The organism is Glycomyces rhizosphaerae, assembly GCF_042647865.1.
In the GTDB taxonomy this organism is placed as follows: Bacteria; Actinomycetota; Actinomycetes; order Mycobacteriales; family Micromonosporaceae; genus Glycomyces; species Glycomyces rhizosphaerae.
The window spans coordinates 85217-101473 of record NZ_JBHRWO010000005.1 but is presented as its reverse complement, the minus strand read 5'-3'; the positions used below and the strand labels follow the sequence as shown (position 1 = coordinate 101473).

General features: G+C 70.7%; 16 protein-coding genes, 1 tRNA gene and 1 pseudogene. 10 read left to right on the top strand and 8 right to left on the bottom strand.

The window, feature by feature from the left end:
- Nucleotides 1–32: 32 nt before the first annotated feature.
- Nucleotides 33–617, bottom strand: a complete 585-nt coding sequence (rdgB, locus tag ACFO8M_RS05055) for an RdgB/HAM1 family non-canonical purine NTP pyrophosphatase (RefSeq protein WP_387971423.1) — start codon at nt 615–617, stop codon at nt 33–35.
- Nucleotides 614–1342, bottom strand: a complete 729-nt coding sequence (gene rph, locus ACFO8M_RS05050; RefSeq protein WP_387971420.1) for a ribonuclease PH — start codon at nt 1340–1342, stop codon at nt 614–616. The genes rdgB and rph overlap by 4 nt, the downstream gene beginning before the upstream one ends.
- Before the next feature lie 113 nt (nt 1343–1455).
- Here rph and ACFO8M_RS05045 point away from each other — a divergent pair.
- Nucleotides 1456–1540: transfer RNA gene (locus ACFO8M_RS05045), tRNA-Leu, on the top strand.
- Between the two features lie 43 nt (nt 1541–1583).
- Here ACFO8M_RS05045 and ACFO8M_RS05040 read toward each other — a convergent pair.
- Together ACFO8M_RS05040 and ACFO8M_RS05035 are read right to left on the bottom strand one after the other, a co-directional pair.
- Nucleotides 1584–2702 carry a sulfite oxidase gene (locus ACFO8M_RS05040; RefSeq protein ID WP_387971417.1) on the bottom strand — a complete coding sequence of 373 codons (1119 nt, stop codon included), beginning with the start codon at nt 2700–2702 and terminating at the stop codon, nt 1584–1586.
- A 106-nt stretch (nt 2703–2808) separates the two neighbouring features.
- Nucleotides 2809–3774 carry a helix-turn-helix transcriptional regulator gene (locus ACFO8M_RS05035; RefSeq protein WP_387971415.1) on the bottom strand — a complete coding sequence of 322 codons (966 nt, stop codon included), beginning with the start codon at nt 3772–3774 and terminating at the stop codon, nt 2809–2811.
- 109 nt (nt 3775–3883) lie between these two features.
- Between ACFO8M_RS05035 and ACFO8M_RS05030 the strand changes: the two genes are divergently transcribed.
- Complete coding sequence (locus ACFO8M_RS05030; RefSeq protein WP_387971412.1) at nt 3884–4300, top strand: VOC family protein; 417 nt, start codon at nt 3884–3886, stop codon at nt 4298–4300.
- 38 nt (nt 4301–4338) lie between these two features.
- Here ACFO8M_RS05030 and katG read toward each other — a convergent pair whose 3' ends face one another.
- Nucleotides 4339–6555, bottom strand: a complete 2217-nt coding sequence (gene katG / locus ACFO8M_RS05025; protein ID WP_387971409.1) for a catalase/peroxidase HPI — start codon at nt 6553–6555, stop codon at nt 4339–4341.
- Between the two features lie 238 nt (nt 6556–6793).
- On the opposite strand from katG, the gene ACFO8M_RS05020 reads away from it, so the two are divergent.
- From ACFO8M_RS05020 to ACFO8M_RS05010, 3 genes and pseudogenes are all read left to right on the top strand, one after another.
- Nucleotides 6794–7009, top strand: a complete 216-nt coding sequence (locus tag ACFO8M_RS05020) for a hypothetical protein (RefSeq protein WP_387971407.1) — start codon at nt 6794–6796, stop codon at nt 7007–7009.
- A gap of 92 nt (nt 7010–7101) precedes the next feature.
- Nucleotides 7102–7803 (top strand): annotated as a pseudogene (locus ACFO8M_RS05015) (response regulator transcription factor); the annotation flags it as partial.
- Between the two features lie 118 nt (nt 7804–7921).
- Nucleotides 7922–9412 carry a HAMP domain-containing sensor histidine kinase gene (locus ACFO8M_RS05010; protein ID WP_387971404.1) on the top strand — a complete coding sequence of 497 codons (1491 nt, stop codon included), beginning with the start codon at nt 7922–7924 and terminating at the stop codon, nt 9410–9412.
- A 6-nt stretch (nt 9413–9418) separates the two neighbouring features.
- Here ACFO8M_RS05010 and bcp read toward each other — a convergent pair whose 3' ends face one another.
- Nucleotides 9419–9895, bottom strand: coding sequence for a thioredoxin-dependent thiol peroxidase (gene bcp / locus ACFO8M_RS05005; RefSeq protein ID WP_387971401.1), 477 nt, complete (start codon nt 9893–9895; stop codon nt 9419–9421).
- Nucleotides 9896–10150: 255 nt separating this feature from the next.
- Between bcp and ACFO8M_RS05000 the strand changes: the two genes are divergently transcribed.
- Genes ACFO8M_RS05000 through ACFO8M_RS04985 form a run of 4 tightly spaced genes read left to right on the top strand, consistent with a single transcriptional unit; the run spans nt 10151 to nt 12715 of the window.
- The gene (locus ACFO8M_RS05000) at nt 10151–10846 is read left to right on the top strand and encodes an energy-coupling factor ABC transporter permease (protein ID WP_387971689.1); all 696 of its coding nucleotides are present in this window, start codon (nt 10151–10153) and stop codon (nt 10844–10846) included.
- The gene (locus ACFO8M_RS04995; protein ID WP_387971398.1) at nt 10843–11208 is read left to right on the top strand and encodes a PDGLE domain-containing protein; all 366 of its coding nucleotides are present in this window, start codon (nt 10843–10845) and stop codon (nt 11206–11208) included. The genes ACFO8M_RS05000 and ACFO8M_RS04995 overlap by 4 nt, the downstream gene beginning before the upstream one ends.
- Nucleotides 11205–11966, top strand: a complete 762-nt coding sequence (cbiQ, locus tag ACFO8M_RS04990) for a cobalt ECF transporter T component CbiQ (RefSeq protein ID WP_387971397.1) — start codon at nt 11205–11207, stop codon at nt 11964–11966. Before ACFO8M_RS04995 ends, cbiQ begins: the two co-directional genes overlap by 4 nt.
- A complete protein-coding gene (locus ACFO8M_RS04985) occupies nt 11963–12715 on the top strand; it encodes an energy-coupling factor ABC transporter ATP-binding protein (protein WP_387971394.1) in 753 nt (250 codons plus the stop codon). Before cbiQ ends, ACFO8M_RS04985 begins: the two co-directional genes overlap by 4 nt.
- A 190-nt stretch (nt 12716–12905) precedes the next feature.
- Here the strand turns inward: ACFO8M_RS04985 and ACFO8M_RS04980 are convergent, their stop codons facing one another.
- Entirely contained in the window at nt 12906–13643 is a 738-nt protein-coding gene (locus tag ACFO8M_RS04980; RefSeq protein WP_387971391.1) for a DsbA family protein, read from the bottom strand.
- Between the two features lie 69 nt (nt 13644–13712).
- On the opposite strand from ACFO8M_RS04980, the gene ACFO8M_RS04975 reads away from it, so the two are divergent.
- The gene (locus ACFO8M_RS04975; protein WP_387971388.1) at nt 13713–15362 is read left to right on the top strand and encodes a copper resistance CopC/CopD family protein; all 1650 of its coding nucleotides are present in this window, start codon (nt 13713–13715) and stop codon (nt 15360–15362) included.
- A 16-nt stretch (nt 15363–15378) separates the two neighbouring features.
- Here the strand turns inward: ACFO8M_RS04975 and ACFO8M_RS04970 are convergent, their stop codons facing one another.
- A complete protein-coding gene (locus ACFO8M_RS04970; RefSeq protein ID WP_387971386.1) occupies nt 15379–16236 on the bottom strand; it encodes a TatD family hydrolase in 858 nt (285 codons plus the stop codon).
- Nucleotides 16237–16257 lie beyond the last annotated feature (21 nt).

Below are 16257 nucleotides of genomic sequence, written 5' to 3'. Positions count from 1 at the left end.
TCAGATGCCGTTGGCAATCTCGCGACGGCGCTTCAGATTCCGCTCACAAGCTCGCGGAATGCCTTGCCCCGGTGGGAGATCGCGTTCTTCTCCTCGGCCGAGAGCTCGGCGCTGGTCCGGTCGAACCCGTCGGGCGTGAACAGCGGGTCGTAGCCGAACCCGTTGGCGCCCTTGGGTTCGCGCCCGATGGCACCGTGCATTTCGCCGTGCACGACGAGCTCGCGCCCGTCGGGCCAGACGATCGCCGCCGCGCAGACGAACTTCGCGCCGCGAAGCCCGTCGGGGACGTCGGCGAGCTGGTCGAGCAGCAGCGCGTTGTTCGCCGCGTCGTCCTTCGCGCTGCCGGCCCAGCGGGCCGAGAGCACCCCGGGCATCCCGTTGAGCGCGTCGACGGCGAGCCCGGAGTCGTCGGCGATGGTCGCGAGACCGGTGTGCTTGACCCCGTCGCGGGCCTTCAGCAGCGCGTTCCCAGCGAAGGAGAGCTCGGTCTCGGGGGTCTCCGGGTACTCCGGTACGGCGTCCAGTCCGACCAGCTCGACGTCAGGCGCGGCCTGCGCCAGGATCTGGCGGAGCTCATCGACCTTCCCGGCGTTCCGGGTGGCGAGCAGCACTCTCACGGGGTCAGGAGGGTCCGGGCCTGCAGGCCGGCGAGTTCCTTGCAGCCCTTGAGGGCGAGGTCGAGGAGCTGGTCGAGCTCGGCGCGGTTGAACACCGCTTCCTCGCCGGTGCCCTGGACCTCGACGAAGTCGCCTTCGCCGGTGCAGACGACGTTCATGTCGACCGAGGCGGCGACGTCCTCCTCGTAAGGAAGGTCGAGCACCGGCACGCCGTTGACCACGCCGACGCTGATCGCGGCCACCGAGGTGGTCAGGATCTTGTCGGGCTTGCGGGCGAGCTTCTGCTCCTTGAGCCAGTCCACGGCGTCGTGCAGGGCAACGTAAGCGCCGGTGATCGCCGCCGTACGGGTCCCGCCGTCGGCCTGCAGGACATCGCAGTCGAGGGTGATCGTGTTCTCGCCCAAAGCCTTGAAGTCAACGCAGGCACGGAGGGAGCGCCCGATGAGACGCGAGATCTCATGGGTCCGCCCGCCGATCTTGCCGCGGATCGACTCACGGTCGGAACGCGAGTGCGTGGACCGCGGCAGCATCGAGTACTCGGCGGTCACCCACCCTTCGCCGGATCCGCGCCGCCAGCGCGGCACGCCGGGCGTCACCGTCGCGGTGCAGAGCACGCGCGTACGGCCGAATTCAACGAGCACCGAGCCCTCGGGGTGGTCGGTCCAGGATCGGGTGAACTTCACGGGGCGCAGCTCATCGGCGGCGCGCTTGTCAGGTCGAGTCATCCCCACCAGACTACGGGACCCCCGGAGCGTGTGAAACACTAGTTGCTGCCCATCTGCCGGACCACCCGGCACGGCACCCGGCGCATCGGCGACGATGCCGCCGCACACAGCTGGCGCGAGTGGCGGAACTGGCAGACGCGCAGGATTTAGGTTCCTGTGTCCTAGGACGTGGGGGTTCGAGTCCCCCCTCGCGCACCACGCAAAGGCCCTGGTCATTCGGGGCCTTTTCTGCTGCAAGGGGTCAGGGCGATTGCGGGCAGAAGACCGGGACGCGCTGGACGAGGTTGTTGGCGAAGCCGGCACGGTTCCAGGGCTGGTCCAGGGGCTGGGTGCCGCCTTCGGCGTCGGTGGCGCGGGCGCAAAGGACGTGTTGGCCGGGGGTGGCGGTCCAGTCGAAGTGCCATCGGCGCCAGGCCCAGCGGTGACGGTCGGGCCCTTCGAGATCGGCTGCGTCCCAAGTGCGCCCGTCATCGGTGCTGACTTCAACGGCCGTGACGGGTGCCCGGCCCGACCAGGCGCGTCCTTCGAGCTTGACCTCCCCGGGGCGGACCACCCGGGAGCGGGACATGAAGTCGGGAAAGCCGGGCGGGACCATCAGGGCGCGCGGTGCGATCCGGGTGACCGGTGCGCCCTGCTCGTCCGGCTCCTGGCGGATCCGGTAGGACACGGTCTGCTGGAAGCCGGTGAAAGGCTGGTCGGCGACGGTGATGTCGCGCAGCCATTTGACGTGGGCCATGCCGTACCAGCCGGGGACGACCAGGCGCAGCGGCCTCCCGTGCTGCGGTGGCAGCGGAGCGCCGTTCATGGCGTAGGCGACCAGGACCTCGGGGTCGTCGCCGAGGGCCGCTTCGAGCGGGAGGGCGCGCTGGTAGTCCTGCTCGACGCCGCGTTCCACGCCGTGGTCGGCGCCGGTGAAGACGGCGTCGACGGCGCCGTCCCGCACACCGGCTTCGGCGAGCAGCGTGCGCAGGGGCACGCCGGTCCAGTCCGCGGTGCCGACCGCTTCGACCAGCCAGGGCTGGCTGACCGGCCGCGGCGAGAGGAGGGCGCGTCCGTTCCCGGCGCACTCGATGGTGACGCGGGTGGTGACCGGCGGATACGACCGCAGTTCGTCCATGCCCAGTCGGAGCGGGCGGTCGACGTGGCCGCCGATCGTCAGCTCCCAGGCGGCGTCTTCGGCGACGTAGGGGATGTCGTAGTGGGTGAGGACGTAGTGCATGCCGGGCGGGGTGACGTCGTAGCGCAGCCCTTCGAGGGGCAGGCCGTGGTTGCGGGTGGCGAGCGACAGTTCGTCTCGGCCGATGCCTTCCTCAGGCTCGGCCACCCGTGCGGGCGTGCTGATGTCCTCGATATGGACCATGACTCGATCGTATCGGCCGGCCGCGTCGCGTGTGCCGATGTCGGCAACCGCGCTGAGTGCAAAAGACCAGGTGACAGGGTTTCTGCGCTGAGCCTGGGTCGGGTCGTCAGTGCCCATCGCCCGCGGCTGCGGCGCGGGCGGCGAGGCGGGCGAAGGCCTGGGCGAGTTCGGGAGGGTGGACGGCTTCGATGTCGGCGTCGAAGCGGGCGATCGCGGCGGCCAGGGCGGGCCAGGACCAGGAGCCGAGGGTGATGCGGCTGCGTTCGGGGCCGAGGTCTTCGACGAGGCCGTCGTCGCTGAAGGGGGCGATGGCCGAAGCGGGCGCGGCGAGGACGGCCTCGCCGGTGCAAGGCCAGGAGTCGGTTCCGTTCGAGCCTTTGAATCGGGCGTTGATGAAGGCGCCCACGTCGTCGCCGGGGATTTCACGCGGGGTGAATCGCGGGCCGTTCGGGGTGCGTGGGGTGATGCGGTCGGTGCGGAAGACGCGCCAGTCCTCGCGGTCGAGGTCCCACGCGACGAGGTACCAGCGCCCATTGCGGATGGCGAGGTGGTGGGGTTCGGCGCGGCGGCGGGTCGGGTTGTCGTTGGAGGCGCTGTTGTTGGAGGCGTAGTCGAAACGCAGGGTCTCGCGGTCGCGCACGGCGCTGGCGAGGGTCGCGAGCAGGTCGGGGTCGACCACTGGTTCGGGCCTGCGTGGGACGGCGGTGACCTGGAGGGCGTCGATGCGGTGGCGGAGGCGGGAAGGCAGGACCTGCCGCACCGTGGCGAGTGCGCGGGCTGCAGCCGCTTCCAGACCTGCGCCGGTGACGGTCCGCAGCGCGACGGCGAGCGCGACGGCCTGCTCGTCGTCGAACAGCAGCGGCGGGAGGGCCGATCCGGCTTCGAGCCGGTAGCCGCCGTGGGGGCCTTTGACCGCGGCGATGCGGTAGCCGAGTTCGCGGAGGCGGTCGACGTCCCGGCGCACGGTGCGTTCGCTCACGTCCAGTCGCGCCGCGAGTTCCGGCCCGGGCCAGGTCGGGCGCGCCTGAAGCAGCGAGAGCAGCGTGAGCATCCGCGACGAGGTTTCGGCCATGTCCGCGATCCTGCCAGAGGAAGCGGACGCATCCTGTCCGCTACTGCTGCCAACCTCGGCATGCGCCGGGCGAAGGCCGCCCGGCGGCGCAACGAGCAGGGAGCTCCACATGACCGTGAATGTCACGCCCCACCTCAACTTCCGCGGCGACGCCAGGACCGCGCTGGAGTTCTACCAGTCCGTCTTCGGCGGCGACCTCGTCGTCACCACATACGCGGACATGGGGAATGCCGCGGACCCGGCCGAAGCCGACCTCGTCGTGTGGGGCCAGGTCGCGGCCGCGAACGGGTTCCGGGTGATGGCCTACGACGTGCCGGCGTCGCGGCCGTGGAGTCAGGGCGACGACCCGTTCTTCGTGTCGGTCCGCGGCGACGACGTGGAGGAGATGGACGCCGCCTGGAAGCGGCTCGCCGAAGGGGCGTTCATCGTGCAGCCGTTCGGATCCGCGCCATGGGCCGAGCGCTACGGGATGCTCAAGGACCGCTTCGGGGTCACCTGGGTCCTGGACGTGCTGGGCGAGCAGTAATGGAGAAGGCCCCCGGCTTTCGCCGGGGGCCTGGTTGCCTATCGCAGGTCGTATCGGTCGAGGTTCATGACCTTGGTCCAGGCGGCGATGAAGTCGCGGACGAAGTGCTCCTCGCCGTCGTCGGCGGCGTAGACCTCGGCGACGGCGCGGAGTTCCGCGTTCGAGCCGAAGACGAGGTCGACGCGGGAGCCGGTCCAGGTCACCCGGCCGGTGGCGCGGTTGCGGGCCTCGTACGTCTGCGAGTCGTCCGAGGCGGGCGCCCATTCGATGTCGAGCGAGAGCAGGTTCCTGAAGTAGTCGTTGGTCAGCGCGCCGGGCCGGTCGGTGAGGACGCCGACCGGCGAGTCCTCGTAGTTCGCGCCCAGCATGCGCAGGCCGCCGACCAGGACGGTCATCTCCGGGACGCTGAGCCCCAGCAGGTTCGACCGGTCGACGAGCAGGTATTCGGCCGGGAGCGGGTGTTCCTTGCCGAGGTAGTTGCGGAAGCCGTCGGCGGTCGGTTCGAGCGGGGCGAACGAGTCGATGTCGGTCTGGTCCTGGGTCGCGTCGGCGCGGCCGGGCGCGAACGGGACCTCGACGTCGTGTCCGGCGAGGTGTGCGGCCCGTTCGACGGCGGCGGATCCGCCGAGGACGATCAGGTCGGCGAGTGAGACGCGCTTGCCGCCGGACTGCCCGGCGTTGAACGCCTCCTGGACCCCTTCGAGCGCGCGCAGCACCGCGGTCAGCTGGTCGGGTTCGTTGACCTCCCAGCCGCGTTGTGGTTCGAGCCGGATGCGGGCGCCGTTGGCGCCGCCGCGTTTGTCGCTGCCGCGGAACGAGGATGCCGAGGCCCAGGCGGTGGCGACGAGTTGCCGGACGGTCGGGCCTGCCTGGAGGATGCGTTCCTTGAGCGCCGCGATGTCGTCGGCGTCGATCGGCTCGTAGGTCACGGCCGGGAGCGGGTCCTGCCACAGCAGCCGCTCCTCGGGTACCTCCGGGCCCCTGTAGCGCACGATCGGCCCCATGTCGCGGTGGGTCAGTTTGAACCAGGCGCGCGCGAACTTGTCCGCGAGCTCATCCGGGTGCTCCAGGAAGCGCCGTGAGATCGCCTCGTAAACCGGGTCGAATCGCAGTGAGAGGTCGGTGGTCAGCATTGTCGGGGCATGGCGTTTCGCGGGATCGTGCGCGTCGGGGACCGTATTCGCACCTGCGCCGTCCTTGGGCTGCCACTGGTGCGCGCCGGCCGGGCTCTGCGTCAGTTCCCATTCGTGGCCGAACAGGATCTCCAGGAAGCTGTTGTCCCACTGGATCGGCGTGTTCGTCCAGGTCCCTTCGAGCCCGCTGGTGATGGTGTCGTTGCCTTTGCCGGTGCCGTGTGCGTTGCTCCAGCCGAGGCCTTGCGCTTCGAGCGGGGCCGCTTCGGGCTCGGGGCCGAGGTTCGACTCGGGTGCGGCGCCGTGGGTCTTGCCGAACGTGTGGCCGCCGACGATGAGCGCGACGGTCTCCTCGTCGTTCATCGCCATGCGCCGGAACGTCTCGCGGATGTCGTGGGCCGATGCCACCGGATCGGGGTTGCCCCCCAGGCCCTGGGGATTCACGTAGATGAGCCCCATCTGGGCCGCGGCGAACGTGTCCTCGAGCTTGCGGTCCTCGCCGCGGCGCTGGTCGTCGAGCCAGTCGGACTCGGGACCCCAGTAGATGTCCTCGTCGGCCTCCCAGGCGTCCTCGCGGCCGCCGCCGAATCCGAACGTCTTGAGGCCCATCGACTCCAGGGCCACATTGCCGGTGAGGATGAGCAGGTCGGCCCAGGAGAGGCTGCGGCCGTACTTCTGCTTGACCGGCCACAGCAGGCGGCGGGCCTTGTCGAGGCTGATGTTGTCGGGCCAGCTGTTGAGCGGCGCGAAGCGCTGCTGGCTGGTGCCGGCGCCGCCGCGGCCGTCACTGATGCGGTAGGTGCCGGCGCTGTGCCAGGCCATGCGGATGAAGAGGGGGCCGTAGTGCCCGAAGTCGGCCGGCCACCAGTCCTGCGAGGTCGTCATGACCGTTTCGATGTCGCGCTTGACTTCGGCGAGGTCGAGGGTCTCGAACGCCGCGGCGTAGTCGAAGCCCTCGCCGAAGGGGTTGCCGACGGCGGGGTTCTTGGCGAGCAGCTTGAGGTTGAGCCGGTCGGGCCACCAGCCGCGGTTGCCGCCTCCCTGGACGGGGAGCAGCGCGCGACTGTGCCGCACCGGGCAGCCGCCGTTGTCGGGATCGTTGGCTTCTTGCTTGCCAGACATGGGAATCCTTCCGCATGGACGCGTCGGGAGCTCGGTTCTCTGATGAGGGAGCCCCCATGAGGTCATACCATCACAAGGCCAACCTATGCCTGAAAACGACCCACGATCGCGGCCGATTCGGTCCCGATGCGGCGAAACCCCGATCGGGGGCAATTCGGACATCGATCGTTGTCGCCGCGTCCGGTCCGGTTCACCTTCGGTTCGTCTTCCGGACGCCTTCAGAGTGGACGGTCAGGGCATGAGAACTGCTGACGACATCGAGCGGGTCGCCGCTCTCGCCCTCGCGGTGCAGCGGTCGGGGCTGCTGCCGCAGGAGGAGCAGGCCGCCCTGCTCGACCGCTACCGACGCTTGCGCGAGCACGTCCTGCGCACCGGCACCGCCGAGACCGCCCAACGGCTGCTGGAGATCGACGAGGCCGCCGGGCCGTCCAGGCCGGCGCTCACCCGGATCTGACCCTCGGCTCTGACCTATCTTTGAGGTGGCTCCCAGCTTCGCCGTGGCCTGGGCGGATACTAATTTCCAGGCACGAGCCTAAGGAGCCCCACGTGAGCGAAGCGATCGAGCACAAAGACCGCGTCCTCGTCGTCGACGATGAGGAGAACATCGGCGCGCTCTTGTCCGCCACCCTCCGCCTCACCGGCTTCGAGGTCGAGGTCGCCCGCGACGCCGCCGAGGCCCTCCGGGCCGCCTCGCGGTTCGAACCCGACCTCGTGATCCTCGACGTCATGCTCCCCGACATGGACGGCTTCGAGGTCGCCAAGCGCCTGCGGGCCGCCCGCGACCTCCCGGTGCTGTTCCTCACCGCCCGCGACGCCGTGCGCGACCGCGTCACCGGCCTCACCGTCGGCGGCGACGACTACGTGACCAAGCCCTTCGACCTCGAAGAGGTCATCCTCCGCGTCCAGGCCATCCTGCGCCGCGCGAAGACCCCGGCCCCGCCCGAGGACAAGGTGCTGCGCTTCGCCGACCTCGAACTCGACGAGACCGTGCACGAGGTGCGCCGCGCCGGGCGGCCGATCGAGCTCTCGCCCACCGAGTTCAAACTCCTGCGCTACCTGATGCTCAACGCGGGCAAGGTGGTCAGCAAGTCCCAGATCCTCGACCGGGTGTGGAACTACGACTTCGGCGGCAACGGCCGCATCGTCGAGTCCTATGTCTATTACCTGCGCAAGAAGATCGACCAGGTCGACCCGCCGCTGATCCAGACTGTGCGCGGCTTCGGCTACGCCCTCCGCGAGCCCAGGACGAAGTTATGGCTCGCAAGCACTCTCGGCGAAGCTTGCGAGCCATGCGTTCGTCCAGGCAAGAGGGAGTTCCCCGATGAGGAAGCCCCGGCGCTGGCGGCACTGGACCGTCCGTTCCCGAATGGCGTTCACGATCGTGACGCTGTGCGCGCTCGCGCTGGCCGCCGCGGTCCTGACCGCAACCGTGCTGCTGCAGAACGTCCTCACCGACCGGATCGACTCGCAGCTCCAGACCGCCGCCAACGTGGTGCGCGCCGAGGAGCCGCCGGCCGGGCTTGACGACGGCGAATTCAATCCGCCCGGGCCGCAGCCCGGACTGCCGGACAGCCCGCGCGTCCTCGCGTACGACGCCGACGGCTCGTTCCTCCACGTCTTCGGGAACGCCGACGACACGACCGAACTGGTCGGCCTCGGCGACCTCGCCGAGCACGCGGGCGAGGCCTACACCGTCGAGGACGCGGACGGGAACTCCTGGCGGGTGCTCGTGGAGGAGGCCGAGGACTTCGACGGGTACGTCGTCTACGCCCTGTCCTCCGAATACGTCGGCGCGGCGACCGAGTCGCTGCTGCTCATCGGCGGCGGCGTCACCCTCGCGATCCTGCTGCTGCTCGCCGTGAGCGCCTTCTGGGTCGCGCGCCTCGGGCTGCGGCCGCTCGACCGGATGCAGGAGACCGCCGACGCGATCGCCGAAGGCCGGCTCGACGCGCGCGTCACCGACACCGACCCGCACACCGAGACCGGGCGGCTCGGCTCGGCGCTCAACACGATGCTCGCGCGCATCCAGGCGGCGCTCGACGCGAGCGCCGCGTCCGAAGCGCGGCTGCGCCAGTTCCTCGCCGACGCCTCGCACGAACTGCGCACCCCGCTGACCTCGATCAAGGGCTTCGCGCAGCTGTACCGGAGGGGCGGCGTGCCGCCGGGGCCGGTGATGGACGAGACCATCGGGCGGATCGAGGCCGAGTCGCAGCGCATGGGGCTGCTGCTCGACGACCTCATGCTGCTCGCGGCCCTCGACCGGCGGCGCCCGCTGCAGCGCGGGCCCGTCGACCTCCTCGGCGTCGCCGCGGACGCGGTGGGGGACGCGCACCTTCGCGAGCCCGGGCGGTTCATCGCCTTGGAGTCGCTGCACGGCGGCGACGCGCTGCATGACGGTGCTGCTCTGTACGACAGCGCTGCTCTATACGACGGTGACGACGAACTGCTCGACGCCGTCGACATCACCGGGGACGAGCCGCGGCTGCGTCAGGTGCTGACGAACCTCGTGGCGAACGCGCTGCGGCACACGCCGCCGGACGCGCGGATCGCCGTGCGCCTCGGGTGGAGTTCCAGCCCTGGGCCGCGCTGCCTGGCGCAGATCGGGGAGACCCCGGCGCTGCCCGCGGCCGTGGTGGAGGTGGCCGACACGGGGCCCGGTGTGGCGCCCGAGCACTCCGAACAGGTCTTCGAGCGGCTGTACCGGGTCGACCAGGGCCGCTCGCGCGGCGCCGAGGGCGGCTCGGGGCTCGGACTGTCGATCGTCGCGGCCATCGTGGTGGGGCACGGCGGCTGCGTGCGGCTGAGCGAGACGCCAGGCGGCGGAGCGACGTTCCGGGTGATCCTGCCGAAGTCCTGACCCGGACTACTCCTCGAGCAGGCCGAGCTGCTTCTTCAGGCGCGCGACGTGGCCGGTGGCCTTCACGTTGTACTGCGCCAGTTCGACATCGCCCTTCTCGTCGATGACGAACGTGGAGCGGATGACCCCGAGGATCGTGCGGCCGTAGTTCTTCTTCTCACCCCAGGCGCCGTACTCCTCGAGCACCTTGTGCTCGGGGTCGGACAGGAGCGGGAAGGTCAGGCCGTCGCGCTCGACGAACTTGGCGAGCGCCTCCGGGGCGTCGGGGGAGATCCCGAGCACCGCGTAGCCGGCGGTCTGCAGGCCGGTGAGGCTGTCGCGGAAATCGCAGGCCTCCTTGGTGCAGCCCGGGGTCATGGCCTTCGGATAAGCGAAAAGGATCACCTTGCGGCCCTGGAGGCTCGACAGGGTCACCGGGTCGCCGGTGTCGGTGGTCAGCGTGAAGTCAGGCGCCGTCTCACCAGGCTGAAGTCGTACGTTCACAGGTGGGAACCCTACCGGGCGTCCCTGACAATCCCCTGGGAGCACGCTTGACGGTCCCTGTTCGGCAGTCGGCGCATTCCCGACACTCGCCGGTCCCGGGTTGACGGCGCCGAGGTAGCTATTGCAAAATAATTGCAATAGCCCGGCAGTGGGCTGTTGATCCGCGCGTGGGCGCCTTGCATCCGGCAGGGCGACCGCCATGCCCGCCCCGGCCCGCCCCAGGCCCCACAACCAGTCGAAAGGCGGCACATGCCCGTGTCAGACCTGGCGCTGCACATCCCGACGGACGTCGTCAACGGACCGACCTCACTCGCCTTCGCCCTCCTCGCCGCCATCGCCGTCGGCGCCTGCGTCGTCATGGCGCGCAGGAACCTCGACGAGCGGCTCGTCCCGCTCGCGGGGCTCGCCACCGCGTTCATCTTCGCCGCGCAGATGCTCAACTTCCCCGTCGCCGCCGGCGTCTCAGGGCACCTCCTCGGCGGCGCGCTCGCCGCCGCGCTCCTCGGGCCCTGGCTCGGGGCCCTCTGCGTCACCGTCGTCATCGTCATCCAGGCGCTCCTGTTCGCCGACGGGGCCGTCACCGCCTTGGGCCTCAACGTGGTCAACATGGCCGTCATCGCCGCATTCACCGGCTACGGCGTGATCGTCCTGGCGCTCAAGGTCCTCCCGCGCACCCGCGCCGGTCTCGGCGCCGCGGTCTTCGCAGCCTCGGTCGTCAGCGTCGTGGCCGCCTCCGCCGGATTCGTGCTCCAGTTCTGGCTCGGCGGTGAGGAGGTGGGCCAGTCCTTCGGCGCCATGGCCGCCGCCATCTTCGGGACGCACGTCCTCGTCGGCATCGGCGAAGGCGTCATCACCGCCGGAGCGGTCACCGCGGTCGCGGTCGCCCGCCCCGACCTCGTCCACGCCCTCCGCGGCACCCGCCTCGCCCAGACCGCCAAGGAGACCGTGTGAAGACCAGGCCGTTCATCATCACCGGACTCATCCTCACGCTGCTCCTCGCCGGAGTGGTGTCCCTGTTCGCCTCCGCCTCGCCCGACGGGCTCGAATCGGTGCTCCTCACCGGATGCGACACGGCTGAAGGTGAGATCACCGGCGGCACCTGCGTGCTTCAGGCCGCGGGCGACCACGAGATCGGCGGCGCCTTCGCCGACTACGGGATGTCGTTCCTGGCCGACGCATTTGAAGGCGGCGAGATCCTCGGCGCCTCGCTCGCCGGGATCCTCGGCGTCCTGCTCACGCTCGCCGTCGCCACCGGCTTCTTCTGGCTGCTGGCCCGCGGCAAGAAGACCAGTGCCGCGAACGAGCAAGCGTGAACGCGGTCGACGGACTCCACCGGCCGGGGGACTCACCGATCCATCGACTGCGACCGCAGGTGAAGATCGTCGCGCTCGTCGCTTTCACCTGCGCCATCGCGGCCACCCCGCGAGAAGCCGTGTGGGCCTTCGGGACCTACGCGGCCCTCCTCCTGGGGCTCTTCGCGCTCGCCCGGGTGCCCTTGACCTGGCTGCTCTCCCGCAGCCTCGTCGAATCGCCGTTCCTGGTGCTCGCGCTCGCGTTCCCGTTCATGGTCGAAGGCCCCGCGGTCCATCTCGGTTTCCTCACGGTCTCGGAACCGGGCCTGTGGGCCGGATGGAACCTGCTCGCAAAGGCGACTCTCGGCGTCTGGGCCGCGCTGCTGCTCTCGGCCACGACGCCGATCGCCGGGGTCCTCGCCGGTCTCTCGCGGCTGCGCTGCCCCGAGATCCTGCTCCAGATCACCGCGTTCGCCATCCGCTACGCGCACCTCACGGTGGCCGAAGTGACCCAGATGCGACTGGCCCGCCTCGCCCGCTGCGACGACCCGCGGTTCCTGTGGCAGGCCGGCGCGCTCGCCCGCAGCCTGGGAGTCGTCTTCATCCGCTCCTTCGAACGCGGCGAACGCGTCTGGCAGTCCATGGCCGCCCGCGGCTACACCGGGCGGCTCCCGCTCGAAGTCGGCCCCGCCCCCGCCAGCGCGCTCCAATGGTCCGCGGCGCTCGCCGCCCCGGCGCTCGCGGCCGGGATCGCCACGTGGACGGCGGTGTTCGCATGAGTGCGTTGGACATCAAGGGCCTCGAGCACGTCTACCCCGACGGGCACCGCGCCCTCGACGGCGTGGATCTGCAAGTGGGAGAAGGCGAACGCGTCGCGATCCTCGGCCCCAACGGAGCCGGGAAGACCACACTCATGCTCCACCTCGCCGGGCTCCTCACCGCCACCGAAGGCGAAGTGTCGGTGGGCGGTGTCAGGATTGCGAAGAAGACCCTCGCCGAGATCCGCCGCCGCGTCGGCATCGTCTTCCAGAGCCCGGACGACCAGCTGTTCATGCCCACGGTCGCCGACGACGTGGGCTTCGGCCCCGCGAACCTCGGCCTGCGCGGGCCCGAACTCGCCGCGCGCGTCGAAGCCGCGCTCGCCGACGTGGGCCTCAGCGACCTCGCCGACCGCCCGCCGCACCACCTCTCGGTGGGCCAGCAGCGCCGCGCCGCCCTTGCCGGGGTGCTCGCGATGCGGCCCGACATCGTCGTCTGCGACGAGCCGAGCGCCAACCTCGACCCGGCCAGCCGCCGCGACCTCGCCCGCATCCTCCACGCCACCGCGCCCACGCTGATGCTCGTCACCCACGACCTGCCGTACGCGCTGCAACTGTGCGAACGGGCCGTCATCCTCGACGCCGGCCGCGTCGCCGCCGACGGCCCCACGCCGGAGATCCTCGCGGACACCGAACTCCTGCAACGGCACCGGCTCGAACTGCCCTTCGGCTTCTCCCTGGAGACGGCGCTGGCGGCGATGCGGGCTTAGGGCCGGGCAGGCCGGATCCAGCCCGTGCTGGACCCGCCTGCCAGGCCCTAGGGACACCTCCGTGCCGTCGATCCCGTCCCCCCGTCGGGGTCAGCGGCACGGCCCCGCCCGGGCACACATCGCCGCAGACAGCGCCAACAAGTGGGGCGCAGCCACGAAAGTGGCTGCGCCCCTTGCACTTCCTTGTAGATCAACCGGCGTCGATCGCGGCCTGAACCTGATCGGCGAACGCCGAGTTCTCGACCACTTCGCCGTTCACCTTCGCGGTCGGCGTCCCGGTCACGCCCTGGTCGGAGGTGGCGTCGGCGTTGCCCTCGGAGACCCACCCGCGGTAGGTGTCGTCGTCGACGCACGACTCCCAGTCCGAACCGAGACCCACCTCGTCCCTGCCGATCGCGATGAGTTCGTCATCGGTCAGCCCCTCGGAGTTCTCGGCGGGCTGGCCCGCGTACAGCGCCAGCGTGTAGTCGAGGAACTCCTGCTCGCCGACGTCGGCGGCGCACACGGCCGCCGCGGCCGCGCGGCTCGAGTACTCCGTGCCCGAGCTGAGCCGGTCGAGGATCGCGAGCGGGTGGTAGTTCACCGTCACCGAGCCGTCGTCGACCCACGACTGGATCTGCGCGGCGTAAGTCTGCTCGAACTGGTTGCACGCCGGGCACATGTAGTCGATGTACAGGTCGACCTCCACGGGGCCGTCGCCCACCTGCACCCCGTACGAGTCGGTGACCGCCGCCGCGGGCTCGTTCACCGGGAACTCGGGTTTGCTGTTCTCCCAGATGCCCCATGCGAGGAGCCCCCCGATCAGCACCACCGCGGCGCCGATCGCCGTCCCGAACACGATCTTCCGCCGCTTCGCCTCCGCGGCCTGCTGCTTGCGCAGGGCCTCCGCGGCCTGGCGGCGGTCGGTATTCCGGTTCGACTTGCCCATGTGCCTCGCACAGCCTTTCTGCAGTCCAACTCTCGATTCACGAAGCGGTTTCGAGTACGCTCAGCGGCGATGCGATCCAGTTCGAACGAACGCCGACCCGCCGTTTTCGCGACCCGCCTCGCCTGGTCGTCGCTCGCGGCGGCCCTCGTCGGCACGCTCTGGGCATCCGGGGCCTGGGCCCACGCCACGGCCACCAAGACCACCCCCGCATCAGGGGAGCTCTTGGACACGCCTCCGAGCGAGGTCGTCGTCGAGTTCAACGAACCAGTCACCCCCGTAGACGCGGCCACCGGCGTGGTGGCTCCCGATGGTGACCGAGCAGACACCGGCCTCACGCAGAACGAGGACGAGACCGTCCTGACGATCGCCGTGGACGCGGATGCCGAAGGCACCTACCTCGTCGGCTACCGCGTCGTCTCCCACGACGGGCACCCCGTCTCCGGCTCCTTCACCTACTCCGTTGGCGCCGAGTCAGAGGCGCCCAGCGCCGAAGCGCTCGTGGCCGGCACCGACCCGTTCGTGCAAGGCCTCCTCTACGGGAACCGATGGTTCGGCTACGCGGGCTTGGCACTCGCGCTCGGCGCGGGCGTGCTCCTCGTCGCCGGGGCCCGGCCGCGCGAGGTCGCGGCCAAGATGGTCGCCACCGGACTCGCGGTCGTCGCGATGACCGCCGTGCTCGGCCTGCCGCTCCAAGCCGCCTACGAGACCGGGACCAGCGTCTCCGGGCTCGACGCGGCCGGACTCCAGACCGTCATGGAATCCAATGTGGGCCTCGCGGCGCTCCTGCGGCTGCTGCTGGTGCTCCTCGCGCTCCCGCTGATGCGCATCGTCGTCACCAGCCGCGAAGAACCGCGACCGCTGCTCGCGACCGGGCTCGCCGGGGTCGGCCTCGCGCTCGCGGCCACCTGGCCGCTCGCCGGGCACCCCATGGCCACTGAGCCGGAGGTCGTCGCGTTCGTCGCCGACATGGTGCACCTCGCCGCCTCCCTGACATGGGCGGGCGGGGTGATCGCGCTCTTGATCCTCGCGTTCCGCAAGGACACCGAGATCCCCGACCGCACCGCCGAGACCTGGATCGCCCTGGTGCCGTGGCTCGTCGCGAACGTGCTGGTGGCCGGGCTCGCGTCCGGTCTGCTCCACATCGACTCGATCGAGGCGCTGACCGACACGACCTACGGCCGCTTGGTGATCCTGAAGGCCGCGCTCTTCACCGTCCTGGTCGTCGCCGGTCTGTTCACGCGGCGCGCGCTGCTGCGCGGGACCTCGGGCAGGCGGCGGCTGCGGGTCGCGGCCGGCGTCGAGGTCGTGTTCCTCGCGGCCGTCATGGCCGCCGTCGCGGTGCTCGTGCAGGCCGTGCCCGCGAAGACCGCGCTGCTGGAGACCGAGACGGCCGAGGCCGAGTCGACCGAGACGGCCACGCTCGTCACCACCGACGTCTACTCCGCGCAGCTCGTGCTGGAACCGGGCAGGCCCGGCCCCAACAGCGTGCGGATCCTCGCCGACGACCTCGAGGGCGCACCGTTCCCGGCCACCGAGTGGACGGCTGAGTTCGGCCTCGAAGGCGAAGCGCCCGAGGAGATGCGGCTCATCGAGCTGCGCACCGGCATCCTCGCCGGGGAAGTGAGCCTGCCCGACGAGGGGCGCTGGATCTTCACGTTCACGCTCACCGACGCCGCAGGGAACTCGGCGACCGCCGAAGCGGCCGTCGACGTCAGTTAGGTACGGCGCCAACCGGTCACCAGGAGCCGAACGCCGCCTCCGTGTTCGCCCAGAGGCGCTCGCACCACGCCTCGAGGTCGCGTTCGAGGTGCTCGGCGAGGAACCGGGCCGTGTAGTTCGTGAGCGCCGGGTGGTTCCGGTACCCGCGCACGGGGATCGGAGCCATGAACGGCGCGTCGGTCTCGACCAGGACCAGCTCGGCCGGTGCCACGGACGCCGCGTCGCGCAGGTTCTGGGCGTTCTTGAACGTCACGTTCCCGGCGAAGCTCATGAAGAACCCGCGGCGCGCGCATTCCTTCGCGAACGCGAAGTCGCCCGAGAAGCAGTGCAGGACCACGCGCTCGGGCGCGCCGTCGGCGTCGAGGATCGACAGGACGTCCTCGTGGGCGTCCCGGTCGTGGATCACGAGGGTCTTGTCGCGCGCCTTGGCGATCTCGATGTGGGCGCGGAACGAGCGCTGCTGGGCGGCGCGCCCGGCCTCGTCGGTGCGGAAGTAGTCCAGGCCCGTCTCGCCGAGGGCCGAGACCCGGGGGAGCGCGGCGACGGCGTCGATCGCGGCGAGCGACGCGTCGAGATCAGCCTCGCGCGGGGCGTCGTTCGGGTGCAGTGCCGCCGCCGCGAGCACGCGCGGGTCGGCCGCCGCGAGCGCGGCGGCCCAACGCGAGGACGCGACGTCGGTGCCGACCTGCACCACGCGAGCGACCCCGGCGGCCTCGGCCTCGTCGAGGCGGGCCCGGACCTCGGGAGCGTCAGGGGACGGCACCGGCAGCTCCTCCTCTGATCCGAACGTGTCGACCAGATCGAGGTGGGTGTGGCTGTCGGCGATGGGGAACGGCAGCGGCTCGGGCTGCGGCGCGGGTTCGGATCGGTACACGCCTCAACGATGCCACGAAGC

Excerpts from the sequence above, each read along its gene's own strand:
- ACFO8M_RS05020 (WP_387971407.1), top strand. The coding sequence starts at position 6,794 with ATGAGAACTGCTGACGACATCGAGCGGGTCGCCGCTCTCGCCCTCGCG.
- ACFO8M_RS05040 (WP_387971417.1), bottom strand. The coding sequence starts at position 2,702 with ATGGTCCATATCGAGGACATCAGCACGCCCGCACGGGTGGCCGAGCCT.
- ACFO8M_RS05010 (WP_387971404.1), top strand. The coding sequence starts at position 7,922 with ATGGCGTTCACGATCGTGACGCTGTGCGCGCTCGCGCTGGCCGCCGCG.
- ACFO8M_RS04980 (WP_387971391.1), bottom strand. The coding sequence starts at position 13,643 with ATGGGCAAGTCGAACCGGAATACCGACCGCCGCCAGGCCGCGGAGGCC.
- katG (WP_387971409.1), bottom strand. The coding sequence starts at position 6,555 with ATGTCTGGCAAGCAAGAAGCCAACGATCCCGACAACGGCGGCTGCCCG.
- ACFO8M_RS04985 (WP_387971394.1), top strand. The coding sequence starts at position 11,963 with ATGAGTGCGTTGGACATCAAGGGCCTCGAGCACGTCTACCCCGACGGG.
- ACFO8M_RS04975 (WP_387971388.1), top strand. The coding sequence starts at position 13,713 with ATGCGATCCAGTTCGAACGAACGCCGACCCGCCGTTTTCGCGACCCGC.
- ACFO8M_RS05035 (WP_387971415.1), bottom strand. The coding sequence starts at position 3,774 with ATGGCCGAAACCTCGTCGCGGATGCTCACGCTGCTCTCGCTGCTTCAG.
- ACFO8M_RS05030 (WP_387971412.1), top strand. The coding sequence starts at position 3,884 with ATGACCGTGAATGTCACGCCCCACCTCAACTTCCGCGGCGACGCCAGG.
- rph (WP_387971420.1), bottom strand. The coding sequence starts at position 1,342 with ATGACTCGACCTGACAAGCGCGCCGCCGATGAGCTGCGCCCCGTGAAG.